Raw genomic sequence first — 18816 nt, 5'->3', positions numbered from 1 at the left:
CCGCCAGATAAGGCTCTAGGAAGATGCGTTGATTGCTTGATAGGCGTATGCACCGATTTTGAAATCTAGTCTGTTCTAACTACAGACGAGGTTTCAGATGCCGATGGCTGTTTCCCTGACGAGCAGTACCGACCTTCCCGAAGTCGTGACGACTGAGGATGCCGCCGCCGCACTCAACCGCAAGCCGCAAACCCTGCGCAAGTGGGCCTGTCTTGAGAACGGCCCGATTCGCCCTGTCCGTATCAATGGCCGCTTGGCATGGCGCGTGTCTGACCTTCGCGCTCTCCTTGAAGGGAGTGCGAAATAGTGACCGCGAAGAATATCCGGAATACGTCAGCGCGCCATGCGTGGACCGATGAACTGGTCGCGCAACGTGCCAAAGAGTTTGTCCGTTTGAAATCGGCCCGCCGCTTCGCCCAAGGTGAATACAAGTATTCCTGCGAACGCTTCAAAACGCGCCGTGGTATTGACTATCTCGACGTGAATGACCCGAAGTTCCGCCGCGCGACGAGAAAGGCATACGAGGCGTTTCAGGAAGCCCGAGCCGCCGAGCGCAACGCACTGCGCCGCCTCGAAACTGCCACGCGCAACTGGTCCGCGTCCGCTCTCAATGAGCCCGCCAAGGCTCCCGAAGCCACGCAGACGGCGACACTGGTGGACGACTTCGCGCTTGTGCACGACATCGCCAATTCAATTCACTTCGCGCCTAACCAGGATGCCAAGCGCGCCATTGCGCATGAGTTGTGCACGTGCTTGCTTGGCCTTTTGCGGCAGGTCTGAAATGGCGCGCATTCGCTCAATCAAACCTGAGTTCTGGACCTCAGCACAAATTATGGACCTGTCGATTCCGGCTCGTTTGCTGTTCATCGGCTTGTGGAATTTTTGCGATGACGCAGGAATTCATCCGGCGAGCGAGAAGCGCCTGAAGGCTGAGGTTTTCCCGGCTGACGACGTTTCGGTTTCGGATGTTCGCGGACTGATAGCCGAACTGGCGCGCGTCGGTTTGCTGACGGAATATGCCATCGACAACGAATTGTATTGGCAAGTGACTGGCTGGCATCACCAAAAAATCGACCAACCGACGTTCAAGCATCCGCGTCCTGACGGGTCTGTTCCGGCTGCTGCCGCGAAGCGCCGCGCGAACCGTATGGTCAACATCCCAGCACCGCCCATCGAAGCAACTTTCGATGAGCGTGCGTCAGATGTTCGCCGAACACCGTGCGAACAATCGGCGAACGGTCGAGGAGCGTTCGGGGACTGTTCGCCTACGGAAGGGAAAGGAGTCGAAGGGAAGGGAAAGGAAGCTATAACCAACACTGACGTGTTGGTTGTCGCCAGCGATGCCGACGAACATGCAAAGGAGAGACCGCACGCGAAGAAACCGGACTGCCCGCACCAAGGAATCATTGCCCTGTATCACGAACTGTTGCCCGCCAGCCCCGCTATCCGCGACTGGACGCCGACGCGCGCCGCCCACCTTCGCGCCCGCTGGAACGAAGATGGAAAGCGCCAAAGCCTTGAATGGTGGCGTCGATTCTTCGCCTACGTGGCCGGATGCGGCTTCCTGACCGGCAGGGTCACGTCCAACGGGCGCAAGCCGTTCACGGCGTCCCTCGACTGGCTCCTAAAGGCGGAGAACTTCGCGAAGGTGCGCGAGGGTCACTACGAAAATGAGAGGACCGCATGAGCACGAATGACATGCGTCGGGCCATGCTTCATTCGGTAGAAGCCGAGCAAAGCGTTATCGGTGGTCTGCTGCTCGACAACGATTCAATCGACCGCATTGGCGAGTTGCGCACCGAGCACTTTTATCGCGCCGACCATCGGGCGATTTTCGAGCAGGTCACGGCGATGATTGCTGGTGGCGGCGCGGACGTGGTGACGGTATTCGCGCAGCTACAGGCGAAGGGCAAAGCCGACCAGGTTGGCGGGCTCGTGTACCTGAACGCGCTGGCACAAAACACGCCGAGCGCCGCGAACATCGCCCGATATGCCGGGATCGTGCGAGACCGGGCGCAAAAGCGCGGATTGCTCACGGTGGCCTCCGAGATACGGGAATCCATTGGCGCGACGCCCGATGACGCCGCGACGCTGATAGACCGCGCGGCATCGAAGCTCGAAGAGCTTTCTGAGGGCGTGGTGAAGCGGGAGCCGAAGCTCGTCGCACAAGGCTTGGCCGAACACCTGGCCGAGCTTGAGCGCCGCTCTAGCGGAACATCACCGGCCTTTTCAACCGGCTTCCCTGATCTCGACAAGCGATTGAACGGCGGGCTGCGTCCGGGCTGGCTGGCGATTCTCGCCGCACGTCCGGGCGTGGGCAAAACGGCACTTGCGCTGAACATTGCCGCACATGCCGCCGAGAACCACAGCGTTCTGTTTTGCAGCATGGAGATGCCCGAAGCCGAGTTGCACGACCGGCTTCTCGCATCGCTTGGGCGTAACTCGCTCGCGCGCGTGATGGAGGCACCGAGCGACGATAACGAGTTTTGGGGACGCGTCACGGTCGCCGCGCAGAAGGTCACGGGCTTGCATCTGCACATTGACGACCAAGCCGCATTGCGATTGCAGGACGTGCGAGCCAAGGCCCGGATGGTGAAGCGTAAGCACGGCCTCGACCTGTTGATTATCGACTACCTGCAATTGATGACCGGCGACGGCACCAACCGGAACGCCGAGATAGAGGGCATATCGCGCGGGCTGAAAGCGCTTGCCAAGGAGCTGGGCGTGGCAATCCTTTGTTTGGCGCAACTGAATCGCCGTGTTGAGGACCGGGGCGGGATGCCGAAGCTGTCCGACCTCCGCGATTCTGGCGCTATCGAGCAGGACGCGGACACCGTGATGTTCATCCATCGAGAGGAGGTTTCAAACCCGGAAGCGGGCGAGCAGTGGGCCGGATTCGCTCAGGTCCGCATTGCGAAGTTCAGGCACGGCGGGACGGGCGACATTGCCCTGTCCTATCGCGGCGAGTTTGTGACGTTCGAGAGCCATTCGGGACCGTGGCCGACACAACCGGTTAGCCGACCAGCTCGGAACCGTGGATTCGACTAATAGCGCGGCGGCGCGCTAGCAGCTGAGGATTCGATTGAGTAAGGCGAGCCAGACGCAGTTTCATCGCCGTGGCGGGCTTCGCGCGGGTGTGGTGAGGTCCGTATGCCGCGCACCATTCGAAAGGCGTGCAGGCCGTTTAAATGCGTCGGCACATCGTCATTGACTTAGGATAACTAACTCACTTAGGAGAATTTCATGGGACACGAAAAACCAAAGGCGTCGTCTGGGATGGTCGCGCAGGTGCGCCGCCTCCAAAACGCTCGGTCTGTCTTGCGCGCTATCGAACAACGCACTCGGACGCACCGCAAATCGGCGACCGACAAGCCTGTCGATGTGGCAAAGCGCCTTGCCGCAAATCAATCTGTCCGCGTCGTCGTGCGCCGCATGCTCGACGGGAGCACCGATGAATGACCATCGCAAAATGCCGCGACGGTTCGCCCGCCGCGCGGCTCGACTAAACGCCCTTTGTCGCCGACTTGGCCTCACGCCGCTCAGTGACGAGCGTATCCAGGCTTCGTTTGAATCCCGCGAACGGCGGCGCGCAGAGGTCCGCAAGGCGAACGACCGCTACGCCGGATGCCTGTCCGTGACAGCGACTGCGCAAGGTCTCGGTGTGCGTAGAACTCACTTGTTCGAACTGCTCGAAGAATGGAGTTGGCTCGCTCGGGATGAGGTCGGGGCGACCTGGCGCGCGACGGATGATGCTCTAGCTGATGGATGGGTCGTGCAGCGCGGGCCTGAGTCGATCTCATGGGTTCAACTAACGCCTTCCGGGCAGGGCGAAATCGCGCGACGCTTGGGGTTGGACCCAAATGCAGACGGCGATCGGTAACGCCGTGAGGCGGCGCGCAGGCTACGAGCATGCGGGTTTTTATACCCGAACGCGCGCCTGCGCCCGCACGTGAGTATTTGCCGTGTCACATACGGCGCTCATTCGTCAGCGACTGGGCTGAAGCCAACGCCGCTCGCCTATCGTGCGCTCACCGAAGAATCGCCGGGGATTGAAACAGGCATTCGGTTCTGCGGTCGATTTTATTTGTGCGATGCAGCAGTTGCTTGTGCAGACGCAATCGGCCGTCCAACGACGCGGTTCGGCCCAGATTGTGTCAAAACGCATTTTGGAGCGCTAAAATTTGCCATCCGATAGCGAAGGATGAGCAAGATGAAACGGTTCGTTCAAGGCGACAATCGTACGCAAAGCTTTCTCCTCCCTGAAGCCCTCGATGACTACGTGACGGACACCAATCCCGTGCGCGTAGTTGATGTCTTTGTCGATGAGCTTGATCTGCATAAGCTTGGGTTTGAAGGCGTCGAACCAGCATTGACCGGTCGGCCGTCGTATCACCCCGAGGTGATGCTCAAGATCTATATCTACGGTTACCTGAACCGTATTCAGTCGAGCCGCCGCCTTGAACGCGAGGCCCAGCGCAACGTCGAACTGATGTGGCTTACAGGCCGCCTTGCACCGGACTTCAAGACCATTGCGCGGTTCCGTAAAGACAACGGCAAAGCGATCCGTAGCGTCTGCCGTCAGTTCGTCATGCTATGCCAGCGTCTGGACCTCTTCGCCGAAGCGATCGTTGCGATTGACGGCAGCAAGTTCAAGGCGGTGAACCACCGTGACCGTAACTTCACGAGCGCGAAGCTTGAACGACGCATGCGCGACATCGAGTCAAGTATTGCTCGCTATCTTGAGGCGATGGACACAGCGGATCGTCAGGAGCCTGCAATCGCGAAGGTCAGGACGGAGCGACTGCAAGACAAGATTGCGGCCTTGAAGGAGCAGATGCGAGGCCTCAGGGAGATCGAGGTCCAACTCAACGCAGCACCCGACAAACAGGTATCGCTCACGGATCCAGATGCCCGTTCGATGAAGACTCGAGGTACGGGGGTTGTTGGTTACAACGTGCAGACTGCAGTTGACGCAAAGCACCACCTGATCGTCGCGCACGTCGTTATCAATGATGGGATCGATCGTGATCAGTTGACGTCAATGGCGAAGCTTGCCCGTACAGAGATGGCCGTGGACAAGCTCACTGCAGTTGCGGACCGGGGCTACTACAAGAGCGAGGAAATACTCGCATGCCATGAAGCTGGAATAAGCGTGCTCGTTCCGAAACCGGTGACATCGAGCGCAACGGCTAATGGCCGCTTCGGCAAGGATGACTTCATTTACAACGCACAGACGGACGAATATTGGTGCCCGGCGGGCCAGCGGCTAATCTGGCGATTCTCAACTGTTGAGCGCGGTCTGAAGACCAGTAAATACTGGAGTTCAAATTGCCAGCAATGCTCACTAAAGGGGGATTGCACTCCAGGCCCTCAACGTCGCGTGGCACGCTGGGAACACGAAGATGTTCTCGATGAGATGCAGGCGCGACTTGATCATGCGCCTGAGATGATGCGCATCCGGCGACAGACTGTCGAGCATCCGTTCGGGACGATCAAGGCATGGATGGGCGCCACTCATTTCCTGACACGGACCATCGAGCGGGTGAGCACAGAAATGAGCTTGCACGTGCTTGCGTACAACATGAAGCGGGTGATCAAGCTACTCGGTTCAGAAGCGTTGATGACAGCGATGCGGGCGTGAGCCCTGTTGAGGTGCTGCGCCTTCGCAATACTTTCGCTGTGATTTGACGCTCGGATCGCCGCAATCGAAAAGTCGAGACCTGCGTCAAGCCAGGTTTCGTTAATTCCCAGTCGCTGCCCGTTTTGACACGCTCTGGGCCATCAACAGACATTGGTCAGCACTTGCCGGCGGACGTGCGAACGGCGGGTTCACCGCCGACAGCGGTCCCCCAACGAACGGTGTATTCTGGAGGACGCTGGCCTCAACGAGCGCGATGCATGTCTCGCTTCTCGCCTCATTATATGAGGGTTATCATGCGCAACCTTCTACCTTCCATGCTCGCATCTGTCCTGTTCGGCTTCGCGGGCGGCGCATATGCAGCCCAGACCAACGATACCGCCAATCTGAGCGGCGCCAATGATCAGGTCAGGAGCGGCCAGACCAGCGTCACCTCGTCCGAGTCGGGACAGGCCCAAACAGCGGATTCCGCAGCGAGCTTGCCGACCCTCAGCGCTGGCTTCCACGTTTCGGTTTATGCGAATGTCCCCGAACCGATGAAATTGTCATTCGCGCCGGACGGGGCGCTCTACGTGGGTCGGCAGGGAGGAAGCAACAACCGGATTCACAAGGTTGAGCCCTGCGGCGGATCGGTGTCTGAGTTTGGCCCGCCCCAAGTTGACCCGGATGCAGTGCTGTTCGACGCTTCCGGACGGATAAGCGGCGTGCGCAATTCCGTGCTCGTCGGAGGCGGTGGCATTCTGGCCGCTATCTTCAGGGACCAAACTTCCGCGGTGATATTTAACTCCGGTTTTGCAGATGTCGATGATATGAAGTTCGATCAACGAGGACGCCTAGTGTTTTCCGACGACTTCCCGCGGGTCCTTGTGAGCAATGGTGGCTCTCCCACTGTATTGTTTTCCACCCCGAACCGGCCCAACAGTATCGCAATCGCCGACGACAACCGGATCTTCCTGTCGATCGCCGACGGGACGATCCGGATTTACAACGCCGACGGGAGCGTGGCGGACAATGCGTTTGCGACCGGCTTGGCCGGATTCAATACCTATCTCGCCTTCGGTCCTGCCGAAAGGGAGTTCGGAAAGGCGCTCTACGTATTGAATGGCACTCAACTGCTTACCTACAACAAGCGTCGTCAGGCCGCAATCATTGGATTCGGCTTCAGTATCGGCCCCCCATCTGGCACCGGCTTTGTCTTCGGTCCGGATAAGTCGCTCTACGTTTCCGATTATTACAATAACCGGATCCTCAAAATAACTAAGGGCGATCATGAACGTTGGCATGAAGGCCCTCGTTGCGCGAACCGCTGACAAAGATTTCTTGCGCCGGACATCGTCCTGTCTGTCACCGGTGCATGGAGGTGTTACCTACAGCCGGTATCAGGTTCGAAAGACCTGCGGACGCCGGGTGTTCGACGTGACGAGCACGCCGCTCCCGGCCGCCGCCCGGACACGGATCAGGTGAATCCGAACAAATGTAACTGTTGGTCGCGGTCGCGCTTTTCTTCGGGCACGTATTCATCGCGACCAAGCTCGGTTACCCAAGCGCCTTTTATCTCTAACTGGTCGGCAAGAGGCGCCCGTACACCATGTAGCGCACCCCGTTGCGCAGGTCCAAGTTCCCCGCACTGCACCTTGCGCGCAACGTCAAGCCAGTCGTTCTGTATCTCATCTTCAACCAGATCAGGTGCGGGACAACCGATAATCCATTGACCGAGAAGGCTTCTTTCAGAGATCCAAACCTTCGCGGATTCAGCGTTCAGTGAAAGCTTGACCATCGACGTATCTACGGTGGGATCTTTTTTAGAAGCAAACGTAACGAGGCGATTTTTAATTAAATCGAGGAGAAGTCGGTTCTTGAAATGTCCGTGTTCTGGACTTTTATAATATTGTGCACGAATTCCCATCTTGCCATTGAAGAAGATATCGAGAAGGCCGACATCGAGCTGGATATGCCATGAGCCGCGCTTGCAGTTTTTCTTAACGAGATCCGGGTTATCTCGCGCTTGCTCCAATTGGAAGCAAACGGCGCACAGCGGCGCATGCTCCAGCGCATCGCGAATCTCGTGTGCGACATCGTCGAACGGCTGATCGCTTTCAAGGTACGCACGGCCTTTGATTCCCTTTCCGTACGTCCACGGCTTACGGTCTGTCATATTAGACGCTCCGATTATCAAGGCTGGAGTCAGTCTAGCCCGTACCGGTGTCGCCTGCCGCCCCACTGGGGGTTCACAACATCGATCACAACTGGCTGCTTGACGATCAACGGCGGCCGTCCAAATGGTCTCGGTTCGAACGACCGCTCGGGGTCGCGTGCCGCCGATCCCGGTCATACGAGATTCGATTCGCATATGCCGTTTGCATTGGACAGTGACCGGCCATGAACGGCCAGTCGACATACCTCCGTGAATTGCTGACAATCGCTTTCCGAAGCGTCGCCAGTCGCGAATCGGCCATGTACGGCATGCACTTGTCGCTCGCTGGCGCGCATCAATCAGCCCGCGTCTGGCGGCGCGTCTTCTGCTTTCCCGTGAATCGCATCATGTTGAAGGAACTCGGCATAAGCCGCTTTCTGTTCCGGATCCTTGATCTGATCTGGACTAAGACCCAACGCCTTCATTGTCGGATACAAGTTTCGCTCGACCCTTGCCGCCCGTTCCGGGTTCTGAGTCAGGAAAGGGTCGTTTTCCCAATGATCGTTGGTATATTGAAAACTCTCTTCCTTCTTTTCCGAATTCATATCTATCCCCTTGCCAGCATTCGCCGTCCGTCAATCAGCCCGCTCCGGGTCTCCAAATTCGTAATCGTACTCGTTGACCCCACAATCACGAACACCGCAAAGCCAGTGCGCCGGCACGGCGGCATAGGCTGGGTGAAACTCCTCAAGACCGAGCTTCCTGTCGCAGACTGGACAGTACGTTGTGGTCATGTTGGTTCCCTACTGCTAGAGCTACCATTGAAATCGTCTTTCCATTGAGCATTCGCTTTTCTCAGTGTTGGCGTGTGAGCCTATTGTAACGATTACAAAAGGAGTCGGCGGCGAGTGTCGGCTGTGGAGGAAATCGAAGGGCCTCTGTGGGTCGCGTGATGTCGGCCGCGGCCCCGCGAGGCTCTTGATACGGCGAAAGAAACTGGAATGACGGTAGTTCAATAGGGCATTACGCTAGACGGAAATGCTCTTTTTTCGGGCGTTGACCTCATAAGCGGTGGAGCGAGCATTTACGAATCCACAACTGCGGGGGCAACCGTCGACAAACTTCCTTTCGCGAGCGGTAAATTTACGCCAGCCGGTGCGCGATTGCTCGTTCACTAGCCTCATCTCTCTGATCCAAAGGGCTGGACGGAATGGGTTCCCATTACAGTGTGGATCTACAGGCCGTGGTACGACGCGTTCAGAGAGTTGGTGATGGTCGTCAGAGTGGATCGTCGATGTCGCGAGGGTGAGGATTGTCGAGAGGTGCGCGCTGTTCGTGCAGCAGTTCATTGAGGGGAATCTGATAGTGCGCGGCGATACGCTCGCGTAGATCGTCGATGAGTTCGACGACGGCCTGATCGGCGGACCAGTTGTCAGGGATCAGGAAGTCGAGCCCGTGAGTGATGCGCGAAGGCAGGTGAAGGTGCTTCATGGTTTCTTCTTCTCCATGCGTGCCGCACTGCGTGTGCGCTGCTCGGCCCGTTCACGTGCCTCCTTCGCCCGGTAGGATTCGCCTTCGATCGCGACGACTTCGGCGCGATGCACCAGCCGGTCAACCAGCGAGACGACGCAGGCGGCGTTCGGAAACACCTCCGACCATTCTGCGAATGGCCGGTTTGTCGTGACCACGGTGCTCGCTGCGCCATACCGGCGGCTGATCAGTTCGAACAGCAGGTCGGCGTGGCGGTTCGAGTAGGACAGGTATCCGACCTCGTCAATTACAAGCACGTCAGGCGTGGCGTACCGGTGCAGCCGCCGGCGTAACGCCGAGTCACTGTCAAGCGCGGCGAGCTCACCGAGCATCTGGCCATTGGTTGTGAACAGCGCCGTGTGCCCGTTGACGAGCGCCTGATAGGCGAGATTCAGCGGCAGGGTCGACTTGCCCACGCTGTTGATGGTCCCGTGTTCGGCTGCCTGGGTTTGAAGCTGTTCAGCCAGGTCATGCGAGGATACCCGGGCATAGGCGAGGGTCGGCGCTAAGGTGTTCACGTCTGCCGCCTTGGCCTGGGCAAGGCGAATGAAAAAGACCCGCCGGTGTAGCGGGCCTTGCATTTTTCAGCAATTCAGGCGGCAGCCCCGTGTTAGGCCAGGACGTCAAATAGTCAAGTTAAATGTATTGCTCCACAAGGTTCCGGTGAGGTCGCCAGCGTCTTGCCTCTCGTCGTTTGCGGAAAATGCCAGATGTGTACCTGCTGGAAGCGCAGGCAACGTTAGCTTCGCATCGAGGTTTCCCGCTGCATCCGAATTCGCCGGAAAGGAATCCGACTGCAGTGTGTCGGAGTTAACGACGCGAATGTGGACGGCGTGGCTGACCAGGAAATTCTTACCCTTGACCTCGAATTTGTCGCTCACATCCCGTGCAACGCTATCGATCACTGGCTTTGCGGTGACGGCAAACTGCGCCGTCGTTGACGGCCCGCGTATTTCGAAGCCCGGGTCGCCGACAAAGCCGGTGACCCGCCAGACATAACTCACACCGAATGCCAAATTGATAGGCAGCGCGTATTGTGTGTTGGGAAGCGCCTGGTTGACGATCAGCCCGCCGCCAAATCCGCTAGCCGCAGGAGCGAGCTCGACGAGGAACTGGGTAGCCTGGTGGACCGTCCCTGCGCCCGGATCTCTCCATTTCAGGGTCGGGCGCTGCGGCTGGTTAGTCCCGTTGTTAGGCGGGGCCTCGATCGTTGGCGCGAGCGGCGTACGGTCGATCACCTGGACGACCGGCCCCATGTCGGTGAGCAGGTTGCACAGGATTTGCCTCGCATAGGCGTGATAGCCAGGACGGATCATAACGTCGATTCCATCCGCCGACGGATGAGCGATGCCGTCCTTGCCGGTTATGTCGCTCGATATGTATCCGGTCTCGCGCGTATAGAGCTGAACCAGTGCGCCCGGGAACCCGGATTTGACATCTACCACCCGGCGGTCGGCAAAGAGCGGCTCAATGATGTCGGGCATCGGCAGAGCGACGACCGCGGCGACCGACGGATCGGGATCGTTGTCGGATTTCTGCATGCCGCCGCCGCAGGCAATCTGCATTACATGAATGGACTGGCCGGCCTCCAAGGCTGATGCGAGCGCAATCTCGGCTTCCACACCCGGATAGGTCCGCCACTCACTGATCTGACCTCGCGTGTCCGAGAACGCCGCCAACACCGCACCGGGATGGACGTTGTCAACCCACAGCGTCATGCTGCAATCCAGCAGGGGGCCTGGAATGTGACAGGGGGCGATCGTTTCCGGTGCTGACGTCACCGGCATAATCTGGCTGTCCCGCGTCACACCGCACAGATCGGCCGTGACAGTTACAGGCACGCCGTTGTCAGCGAGCGGATCGATCCACATATCGAGCGTATCGCCCGAGGCCTGCCCGGTACCCACGGTGACGGCACCCTGTCGAGCGGTGACCAACGTACCAGACCGAACGGAGGTGACCAGCATGCGTATCGCGCCAGCGCAAAGGGGCGTGGCGATAACAGGGAGAGCGGGATTGGCCGGCAGAATTTGCTTCTTCAGCACCGCGCTTTCGAGTCCGCAACGCGGCATGCGCGCCTGGACCGTGACTGTCTGGCCGGCGACGAGCGGCGGAGTACCGAACGTCATATGGTCGATTGGCGCGTCGTACAGCCTCGAGGTTGCCGGATCGGGCTCATTGCTTTGGACGGTGATCTGGCAGCCATCCGGGTAGCTGTTGACCTTGACGGAGGTCGTGCAGGCCATCGGGTCTTCCAGAAACACGTTACCAAGTTGAGCCGGCTTGTCCGCCGGCGGACTAGATACTGGTGGCCCGGGAACGCCCCGCACGATCTGGTTTGCCACTATAATTTCGCCGACTCCAATCGACGGAACCTTAACCACAGCGCCACCGTCGACTGACGTCTGCTGCCCAATTACGGCGGCGCCACTACTCAACTGAATGTCTGCACCGGGAACGATCCCCCCCAGGAATAGGGAGGTTCCGCACTGATAGACATGTGAGATGAAGCGGTGGCCGGTGAATGGCGGTATCAGCTTCTGGACAATTGTCGGAAAAGGAGTCTGGCCACTCGCGTCGCCGTTGAGTTCCTGACTGGTCGTTATCGAATCGTCGGGATTCAACGTCGTTCCCGGATCGAAATCGAAAATCTGGTCGGCAGCGACTGCAGGCTGATGGCATATAGCCGCGCCATTCCGATATACAGTGACTGCGGCGTTGACGATCTGGTTACACAACCTGACGGACGTACTCAACGGCGAGAGGGCGCCAACAATGTTCGGAGGGGAAAGTGCCATGTTTCGTTCTCCATAACAACTACGTTAACCATATCGCGATACAGATTCTCCTTGCGAAACTTACTTACAGTGTTGATGGAGGGTAGTCGACGAATCGTTAAAGTCAAGTAATACTATCGTAAGAATGTTTGCTGCCCACGTATCCGATAGCCGATGATCTGCCAAACGTACACCGGACGAAATCATTCGTCGCCCCCCACCGTAGCCTGCGTGCTCGCCCGCAATGAATCTTTCAGTCGAAGCCTCCACGCTTCAAGATGCCAACGGCGTCCATGAACCCGACGCCAAACAGATGCATCACGAGGTCAACTGCGCCCCCTCCGTCCTTCTTCGCCCGCGTGTCGTAAGACTTTGGGCCACGCAGCAGAAGCTCGAATTCTCGCCCGCCCGCGCGGACGTGCCGTCTTTCAGTCTCAACTGCAGTTGTGGGTTCAAAAGTTATGTCGCGCTTCGCATGGCCTGCGACCGCGTCGATTGCCTTGGCGCATCGAGACTTCGAAGGCGCTCCAACACTTCCGGCGGCAAAGGACGCATATTTTCCTCCCTCCCTCGTGCGGTCCTTCGATAGTACGGCACAGCCGGGTGCCGGGAATGAAGCCAAGCTGATACGTTATTGTTACTTAAACTTACTACATTCTAGCTGTGGGTTTCTCATGCGTGCTGAGGTGAACTAAAGTCTGAACAGAGCGAACGGTGTTGAGTAGCAGTCTTTCAGAAGGTGACCTTCCGGGTAGGGTCGCGTGCCGCCGATCGCCGGAGCCGGCGGGCGCAGCCTGAGAATGCGGACCGCATGAGGCAGAGGCCGGCCAGTTTCTGCCGTCCGCACCAGTCATCGGGCAGTCACGCGAACGACTGGTCAGCTTCTGAAAGCCGTCAGATACTCATGGCGAAGATATCGACGTTCGCACCATGGCTGACAACGGAGACTAGCAGCAAGAACCCAAAAGCAAACCGACGCGAACGCTCGGACTAGCTGGTTTGCACGGAAACGTACCGTCGCGCTAGCCAAAAACATGCTTGGAAACTGTCAGTGCTAAATCGGAGAACATTTTTCGAACACCAGACTGTTTGGTCTTTTGAATGTGCGCTGTCCCACATATTCGGTTCGAAAAAACACGTTACATAGTAACAACCGGTGTGAGCGGCCAATGGAAGTTCACCTTCTCTTTTTTAAAGACGCACCGAGGCAAGCGTATCGAACTGGTAAGAAGGAAAAATCCGAGGAGCTCATCATGATGGATCGTTCACCCGTTGTCATCACGTCTGTCAGCCCCCTGCAGGGCGAGGAGGGCACGCTTGTTACGCTCAAGGGTTCGGGCTTCGCTGAGCACGTCCGAAACAACTGCGTTGTTATTGGTCGCATGGGCTGGGTCGATGCTCATTTGCATTTGTCGCCGGCACAATCTATGGTGTTTACGTCAATGCCTGAACAGGCCGCGCAAGCTTGATCGGTAAGACCGATGATCGATAGGGGAGGCAGGGGTTGCCGCCACCGCCCATGCGTCGCGTTGCTGTGGGTCGTAGTCCATTTGGACGTGAGGCGCTACACTGGTTGGGCGAACTGGGCAAGTTGGCATGGGCCGGACCTCTGAACGTGTTGTCCCGGATTCGGCACAAATCACAATACTCTCGTTCGTCTTAATCGATAAATTCTTTAGATGGCGTGCCCTTCGGAGCGCGAAACCGTTTCTGTTCGGACTAATATAGGATTACTAAGCGGTAGGTATGCCCGTTCAAATCTTGTCGCGGATAGGCGACTACGAGGAAAGGAGTGGTCATGAATCATCAAATGCGGATATCGCGTAGATCTAGGGCTTTGTTCAGGGCACTGTCAAATGACTTTCTTCTGCGCGAACAGTTCGTCACCGACCCAGCGACGATTCTTTCTGAATATATAGAGGGCAAAGCGATGCCTACGGAAGTGGCCGCGGGTGCGAACCAGCTTCTGTATGCGGTGCTGGCAAACCGTCCGATGTTGAACTGGCTTCGGGAGTACGCTCGCGAACCGGATATGGTTTTAACCAATAGTCGCTTCGCCGACGGCCTGGCGAAGGCAATAGGTCGTCACGGAGACGCTACTGTGGCGGCCGCGCTTATCCGGCTGGGATCGATTGAAGGAGCGCCAGTGGGGCAGGCGCTCGACCTTGTCCGGTTGATCGGGGCAGCGCTTGGAGGCCCGGGGCGGGGAGCTTCTGGAACTGAGTTCACACCGGGGACGGGCACGCAGGTGTCTCCAGGCACGGGTACGCAGGTTACGCCGGGCGGTGGCACACAGGTGTCGCCGGGCACGGGCACGCAGGTGTCTCCAGGCACGGGTACGCAGGTTACGCCGGGCGGTGGCACACAGGTGTCGCCGGGTACGGGCACACAGATAACGCCAGGAGGCGTTCTTGTCCCCAATTGGTGGGTTGAATTCGAGATAACGCTTCGTGCTCTCATCGAATACGCCACGGAACTCTCTGAGGCCGGCGCTCTTGCCGCGACCGGACTTGAAGAACGTTGAACACGCGGGATCCGTTTATCCGTCAATGAGTCTCTCGAAGAGGCGAGCAGCTCTTGTCGACGCGAGTCCTCGATTCAGTGCGAACGCGCAGCCAGAAGGGGCGACGGAAGCACGGCGCCGGCAGGCCGTGGAGCTCTTCATCGCGGGTCGCCTAGAGGAGGCAGCCGGTTTGTTCCGTGCTGAACTGAACTTGGGTGATGAGGGGGTGTCGTGGATGACCGACGTGATCGTCAACGCCATGCACGCCGAGACATTAGGGGACGCTGGCGAGCTGGCCGCCATTTTCGCGCATGCATGCCACGGTGGGCAGCTCACGAGTACAGAACGGGCGGCCGATCGGGATTCCAGCCAGCCGCGGCCAATGCTGTCGGCGGACAAGTTGCGCCACGACATCGAACAACTTGAGTATCTGAGACGGCATCACATTGTCGGTGCGGAGATCGATGTCATTATCGCGAACTATGAAGCGATAATCGCGCGCCTTGATGCACAGGGCAGGGAGACTCGAACGCTGATGTCGGACGAGGATGTCGGACGCATTGGGCACGTGTATAGCCGTATTGTGCACGTGCGCGATACGCCTCGTCTACGGCAGGCACTATCGCCCGGATGGTCACGCTCAGACGTCGAGCAACGTTATCTTCATCATCCGCAAGGCATCGTCGTAATTGACGACTTTCTCACACAGGACGCACTGGACGACATTTGGCGCTTCTGTCTCGAGTCGACGGTTTGGTTAGGCAATCGATACTGGTATGGCCGGCTTGGCGCGTTTTTCTTGTCTGGCTTTAATTGTCCATTGCTTTTGCAGGTGGCCGAGGAAGTGCGGGCGGCGTTGCCGGACGTAATCGGGCATCGGCACCCACTGCAACAGCTATGGGGCTTCAAGTATCCGTCGTATCTGCCACCTGATTCGACTATCCACGCTGATTTTGCTGCGGTCAACGTGAACTTCTGGATCACACCGGACGAGTCAAATCTTGATCGATCGACGGGGGGGCTTGTCATCTACGACCATGGCGCGCCCGCAAACTGGGACTTTCGCTCTTACAACGAGAAGCTGGACATGATAAAGGCCTATCTCCAGCAAAACCGCGCATGCGCCACGCGCATCCCCTATCGTCGTAACCGCGCGGTGATCTTCAACTCCGATCTTTTTCACGCGACGGACGAGATGAACTTCCGGCCAGGCTACGAAGATCGAAGGATCAATATCACCATGCTGTATGGTGTGCGTGAGCTCGATGAGCGCTATTCGGCCGTGTCGGCTGATGGCTCCCCAATGCAACTGCAGTCTGGCGTTTCACGGATGTGGCGCTCTCCTGCGTTACTGAAAATCAGGGTGGGAGGATAGCGTGCTCTCAAGCTATTCTTTCCAGGGCCAGGACCTTTTTGTCATCCATGTGTGCGGAGGTCAACGAGGCGGATTTTTTATCGACTCTGGTGCATCGGACGGTGTGCTGGGAAGCAACAGCTTGCTGCTGGAGACCGAGTATGGTTGGAATGGCATCTGTATCGAGCCTAACGAATCACTTTTCGCGCGTCTGGCCGCACACCGATCCTGCATCTGTCTTAACGCCTGCCTCTATGACAGGGAGGGGGAAGTCGATTTTCTTGAGGCCGCGGATGTATACGGAGGCATTGTTGATGAATACGACCCTGGACATCTCCAGTTCGTACAGGCGTTTATCCGATCCAAGGGGATGTCCAGCTGCGGGAGTCAGGCGATAACGGTCAGCAAGCGATCCCTCACCATCCGTTCGATATTGCGTTCCTGCAGCGCCCCGGATGTCATCGACTATTGGAGTCTTGACACAGAGGGTTCCGAGTTGGCGATCCTTCGCAGTTTTCCGTTCGACGAGTACCGCGTGCGCGTCCTCACGGTAGAGCACAACAACACACCGGCACGCGAAGAGATCGCCGCGTTTCTTGCCACACACGGATTGCGTCGGGTGAAGTGCCTCGGCATTGACGATTGCTACGTGTGGGGCCACGACGTCGAGCGACCTGCGTGGCGAAGTGCTGTGTGGGCAGGGCGGGTCGGTTCGGCTACGTCTGGCTCTATCGTATGAGCCGCGGACCGGGGCGCCATTACGGATGGTTGACATGATGACGTCATCACGAAGTGAACTCGCTCCGGTTTTCGTGCTCGCACCAGCACGTTCCTGCAGTTCGCTTGTTGCGGCCATGCTCGGCCAGCACCCGGAACTCTATGGCTTTCCCGAGCTTCGCCTGTTCCGGGCGGCGACCGTTGCCGAACTGCTCATCGAACCTCAACCGGGGGCGGGCATGCCAGCGCGCGAACGTACAGCGGGCCTCGTCCGCGCCCTTGCCCAGTTGCATGAGGGTCGACAATCCGTCGAGGCGGTGGAGCGGGCTTTCGATTGGTTGCGGTCCCGCGCAGCATGGGATGTTACGGCGGTTTTCGACCACCTGCTCGCGCTCATAGCCCCGCTGACGGGGGTGGAAAAGTCGCCCGAGACAACGCGTTCCGACCATGCGCTGAGTCGCGCATCCAGAGCCTATCCGTCGGCGCGCTATCTGCATCTGGTTCGCCATCCATGGTCCACGGTGGCCTCGATGCTCAGCGCATGGAGCGGGCTTAGCTACTGGAAGGTTCCATCCAGCGCTGCTCCCCAGTTGTGCCTCGATACATGGCGAGAACAGCATGCGCGTATTGCCGCGTTCGGAGAGCAAGTCGGACCGGAGAGATTCCTCCGGGTGCAGGCGGAGAACCTGATCAACCATCCCGGTGAAGTGCTTCCGGTGCTGTGCAGATGGCTAGGAATCAGTTCCGATGAAGCATGCATTACGGCAATGGTTCATCCGGAGCGCTCTCCGTACTCGACGTGGGGGCCGTCAAACGCCGGCGGTGGATTCGATCCAAAGTTCTTGACCAGTCCGGCGCTTCATGAAGTGTCGGTTCCCAGCTCGCTGGCGCCGCCAGCGGAGTGGTCGTTCAGGGTGCCGTCCCTGCAGGGAACGATGGAGCTTGTCCGGCAGTTCGGCTACGACGCAAATCGGGCCAGACGTGAGGATGTCGGGATGACGCGCTTCGGTGCTTCGGCCGCGTCTCGCACGCGCACGCCCGCCTGCCGGGAGTTGACTGTTTCAACGCTGGTTACAGCGCTCGGCGAGACCTGCAAAGTAGCGCCGAAGAGGGCCACATGGCGCGCGATACTTGCAATGCCGCCCGAAGCGTTCCTGATTTCGGGTATCGGAAAGCATCGTAAATATTTGTCGGCAGACAGCATGGGGAGGGTAGGGACTGCACAGCGCGGTGCGACAGTGTGGTTTACTGGTCTGCCCTGTTCCGGTAAGACGAGCGTCGCTTCGGAGGTTGCTAGGGTATTGCTGAATTCTGGCAATTGTCCAGTTGTTCTGGACGGAGACGAGCTTCGCCGTGGCCTAAGCGCCGACCTAGGCTTTTCGGCCACGGACCGGAATGAACACGTACGACGGGTCAGCGCGCTTGCGCATCGGCTCGCGCGGGCTGGAATCGTGGTTCTCGTGGCATTGGTATCACCGTACCGTGCCGGCCGCGGAGCTGCGCGCGATCTCCATCGCGCGTCAGAATTGGATTTTTTCGAGGTTCATGTCGACACGCCACTCGATGAATGCGAGCGTCGCGACACAAAGGGGCTATACCGCCTGGCCAGAGCCGGCCGTGTACCAAACGTAACGGGCATCGACGGACCTTATGAGCGACCGGCCGCGCCGAATCTTCGTCTTACGCCAGCCGACGGCGATGTTCGTGAGCAAGCGGCACTGGTTCTTCGTTTGCTCGTTCATCGCGTGTCGTTAAAGGATAACAATGCGTAAGATTTTTAATCAGTCGGGCATCCAGATCATCGACGACGTGCTCGCCCCTCATGACCTGGCTGTACTCACGCCATGGGCAGAGCGGTTAACCTATCGCGGAGTGCATATCGACAGGTGGAGGTCGGTGTGGCGGCTTGGCGATGGCGAGCCCTTGCGTGGTCCGACGTGGCTAATGTCCAGAGTAGACGCAGTTTCGCGGCATGGCCTTGGGGTGAAGTCATGCCCAGCAGAACTAGAGCCGCTGGCTGCAGTGCTGCGCGTCATGTTTTTGGATGGCAATCGTAGTTCGGCCCGCGCCAGCCTGACGCCCTGGATCTATCCTCCGGGTACTGCACTTGGACTTCATCGTGACGATGGTGATCTAGACGGCTCCTATATTTTTTACTTTTCC

The 18816-nt window shown here is 58.4% G+C and carries 16 protein-coding genes and 1 pseudogene; 12 read left to right on the top strand and 5 right to left on the bottom strand.

Translation table 11 applies throughout. From position 1 onward, the window contains the following. Window positions 1-97: 97 nt before the first annotated feature. From OKW35_RS00325 to OKW35_RS00295, 7 genes are all read left to right on the top strand, one after another. Window positions 98-307, top strand: a complete 210-nt coding sequence (locus OKW35_RS00325) for a helix-turn-helix domain-containing protein (RefSeq protein WP_429550884.1) — start codon at window positions 98-100, stop codon at window positions 305-307. Next, the gene (locus OKW35_RS00320) at window positions 307-780 is read left to right on the top strand and encodes a hypothetical protein (protein WP_429550883.1); all 474 of its coding nucleotides are present in this window, start codon (window positions 307-309) and stop codon (window positions 778-780) included. The genes OKW35_RS00325 and OKW35_RS00320 overlap by 1 nt, the downstream gene beginning before the upstream one ends. Before the next feature lies 1 nt (window position 781). Further along, window positions 782-1687, top strand: coding sequence for a hypothetical protein (locus tag OKW35_RS00315; RefSeq protein WP_429550882.1), 906 nt, complete (start codon window positions 782-784; stop codon window positions 1685-1687). After that, entirely contained in the window at window positions 1684-3048 is a 1365-nt protein-coding gene (gene dnaB, locus OKW35_RS00310) for a replicative DNA helicase (protein WP_429550881.1), read from the top strand. Before OKW35_RS00315 ends, dnaB begins: the two co-directional genes overlap by 4 nt. Window positions 3049-3243: 195 nt before the next feature. Beyond that, a complete protein-coding gene (locus OKW35_RS00305; protein ID WP_429550880.1) occupies window positions 3244-3459 on the top strand; it encodes a hypothetical protein in 216 nt (71 codons plus the stop codon). Window positions 3460-4210: 751 nt separating this feature from the next. Beyond that, window positions 4211-5641, top strand: coding sequence for an IS1182 family transposase (locus OKW35_RS00300; protein ID WP_429550879.1), 1431 nt, complete (start codon window positions 4211-4213; stop codon window positions 5639-5641). Between the two features lie 293 nt (window positions 5642-5934). Then, on the top strand, window positions 5935-6948 hold the full coding sequence (locus OKW35_RS00295) for a hypothetical protein (protein ID WP_429550878.1): 1014 nt from the start codon (window positions 5935-5937) through the stop codon (window positions 6946-6948). A gap of 146 nt (window positions 6949-7094) precedes the next feature. On the opposite strand, the gene OKW35_RS00290 is transcribed toward OKW35_RS00295, so the two are convergent. The 5 genes and pseudogenes from OKW35_RS00290 to OKW35_RS00270 all read right to left on the bottom strand — a co-directional run bounded on the left by OKW35_RS00290 (window position 7095) and on the right by OKW35_RS00270 (window position 12100). Further along, the gene (locus tag OKW35_RS00290; protein WP_429550877.1) at window positions 7095-7793 is read right to left on the bottom strand and encodes a hypothetical protein; all 699 of its coding nucleotides are present in this window, start codon (window positions 7791-7793) and stop codon (window positions 7095-7097) included. 338 nt (window positions 7794-8131) lie between these two features. Further along, complete coding sequence (locus OKW35_RS00285) at window positions 8132-8377, bottom strand: hypothetical protein (RefSeq protein ID WP_429550876.1); 246 nt, start codon at window positions 8375-8377, stop codon at window positions 8132-8134. Window positions 8378-9050: 673 nt separating this feature from the next. Further along, a complete protein-coding gene (locus OKW35_RS00280) occupies window positions 9051-9263 on the bottom strand; it encodes a hypothetical protein (protein WP_429550875.1) in 213 nt (70 codons plus the stop codon). Further along, window positions 9260-9724 (bottom strand): annotated as a pseudogene (locus tag OKW35_RS00275) (ATP-binding protein); the annotation flags it as partial. The gene OKW35_RS00280 and the pseudogene OKW35_RS00275, both read right to left, overlap by 4 nt. A gap of 201 nt (window positions 9725-9925) precedes the next feature. Beyond that, window positions 9926-12100 (bottom strand): hypothetical protein, encoded by a 2175-nt coding sequence (locus OKW35_RS00270; RefSeq protein WP_429550874.1) that lies wholly within the window; start codon window positions 12098-12100, stop codon window positions 9926-9928. 1148 nt (window positions 12101-13248) lie between these two features. On the opposite strand from OKW35_RS00270, the gene OKW35_RS00265 reads away from it, so the two are divergent. The 5 genes from OKW35_RS00265 (at window position 13249) to cysC (ending at window position 18425) form a co-directional block, all read left to right on the top strand. Next, window positions 13249-13548 carry an IPT/TIG domain-containing protein gene (locus OKW35_RS00265; RefSeq protein WP_429550873.1) on the top strand — a complete coding sequence of 100 codons (300 nt, stop codon included), beginning with the start codon at window positions 13249-13251 and terminating at the stop codon, window positions 13546-13548. A 329-nt stretch (window positions 13549-13877) separates the two neighbouring features. Then, on the top strand, window positions 13878-14603 hold the full coding sequence (locus tag OKW35_RS00260) for a hypothetical protein (RefSeq protein WP_429550872.1): 726 nt from the start codon (window positions 13878-13880) through the stop codon (window positions 14601-14603). A gap of 127 nt (window positions 14604-14730) precedes the next feature. Continuing rightward, window positions 14731-15957, top strand: coding sequence for a hypothetical protein (locus OKW35_RS00255; protein WP_429550871.1), 1227 nt, complete (start codon window positions 14731-14733; stop codon window positions 15955-15957). Window position 15958: 1 nt separating this feature from the next. Then, window positions 15959-16675 (top strand): FkbM family methyltransferase, encoded by a 717-nt coding sequence (locus tag OKW35_RS00250; protein WP_429550870.1) that lies wholly within the window; start codon window positions 15959-15961, stop codon window positions 16673-16675. A gap of 34 nt (window positions 16676-16709) precedes the next feature. Continuing rightward, window positions 16710-18425 (top strand): adenylyl-sulfate kinase, encoded by a 1716-nt coding sequence (cysC, locus tag OKW35_RS00245; RefSeq protein WP_429550869.1) that lies wholly within the window; start codon window positions 16710-16712, stop codon window positions 18423-18425. The last annotated feature ends 391 nt before the right edge of the window (window positions 18426-18816 follow it).

It is taken from the genome of Paraburkholderia sp. MM5477-R1, assembly GCF_050436385.1.
In the GTDB taxonomy this organism is placed as follows: Bacteria; Pseudomonadota; Gammaproteobacteria; order Burkholderiales; family Burkholderiaceae; genus Paraburkholderia; species Paraburkholderia tuberum.
Note: the sequence above shows the minus strand (reverse complement) of the source record. Positions and strands in the feature narration are given on the sequence as shown.

Coding starts and splice junctions, on each gene's coding strand:
- OKW35_RS00325 (WP_429550884.1), top strand. CDS start 98: ATGCCGATGGCTGTTTCCCTGACGAGCAGTACCGACCTTCCCGAAGTC.
- OKW35_RS00315 (WP_429550882.1), top strand. CDS start 782: ATGGCGCGCATTCGCTCAATCAAACCTGAGTTCTGGACCTCAGCACAA.
- dnaB (WP_429550881.1), top strand. CDS start 1,684: ATGAGCACGAATGACATGCGTCGGGCCATGCTTCATTCGGTAGAAGCC.
- OKW35_RS00305 (WP_429550880.1), top strand. CDS start 3,244: ATGGGACACGAAAAACCAAAGGCGTCGTCTGGGATGGTCGCGCAGGTG.
- OKW35_RS00300 (WP_429550879.1), top strand. CDS start 4,211: ATGAAACGGTTCGTTCAAGGCGACAATCGTACGCAAAGCTTTCTCCTC.
- OKW35_RS00295 (WP_429550878.1), top strand. CDS start 5,935: ATGCGCAACCTTCTACCTTCCATGCTCGCATCTGTCCTGTTCGGCTTC.
- OKW35_RS00290 (WP_429550877.1), bottom strand. CDS start 7,793: ATGACAGACCGTAAGCCGTGGACGTACGGAAAGGGAATCAAAGGCCGT.
- OKW35_RS00285 (WP_429550876.1), bottom strand. CDS start 8,377: ATGAATTCGGAAAAGAAGGAAGAGAGTTTTCAATATACCAACGATCAT.
- OKW35_RS00280 (WP_429550875.1), bottom strand. CDS start 9,263: ATGAAGCACCTTCACCTGCCTTCGCGCATCACTCACGGGCTCGACTTC.
- OKW35_RS00270 (WP_429550874.1), bottom strand. CDS start 12,100: ATGGCACTTTCCCCTCCGAACATTGTTGGCGCCCTCTCGCCGTTGAGT.
- OKW35_RS00265 (WP_429550873.1), top strand. CDS start 13,249: ATGGAAGTTCACCTTCTCTTTTTTAAAGACGCACCGAGGCAAGCGTAT.
- OKW35_RS00260 (WP_429550872.1), top strand. CDS start 13,878: ATGAATCATCAAATGCGGATATCGCGTAGATCTAGGGCTTTGTTCAGG.
- cysC (WP_429550869.1), top strand. CDS start 16,710: ATGATGACGTCATCACGAAGTGAACTCGCTCCGGTTTTCGTGCTCGCA.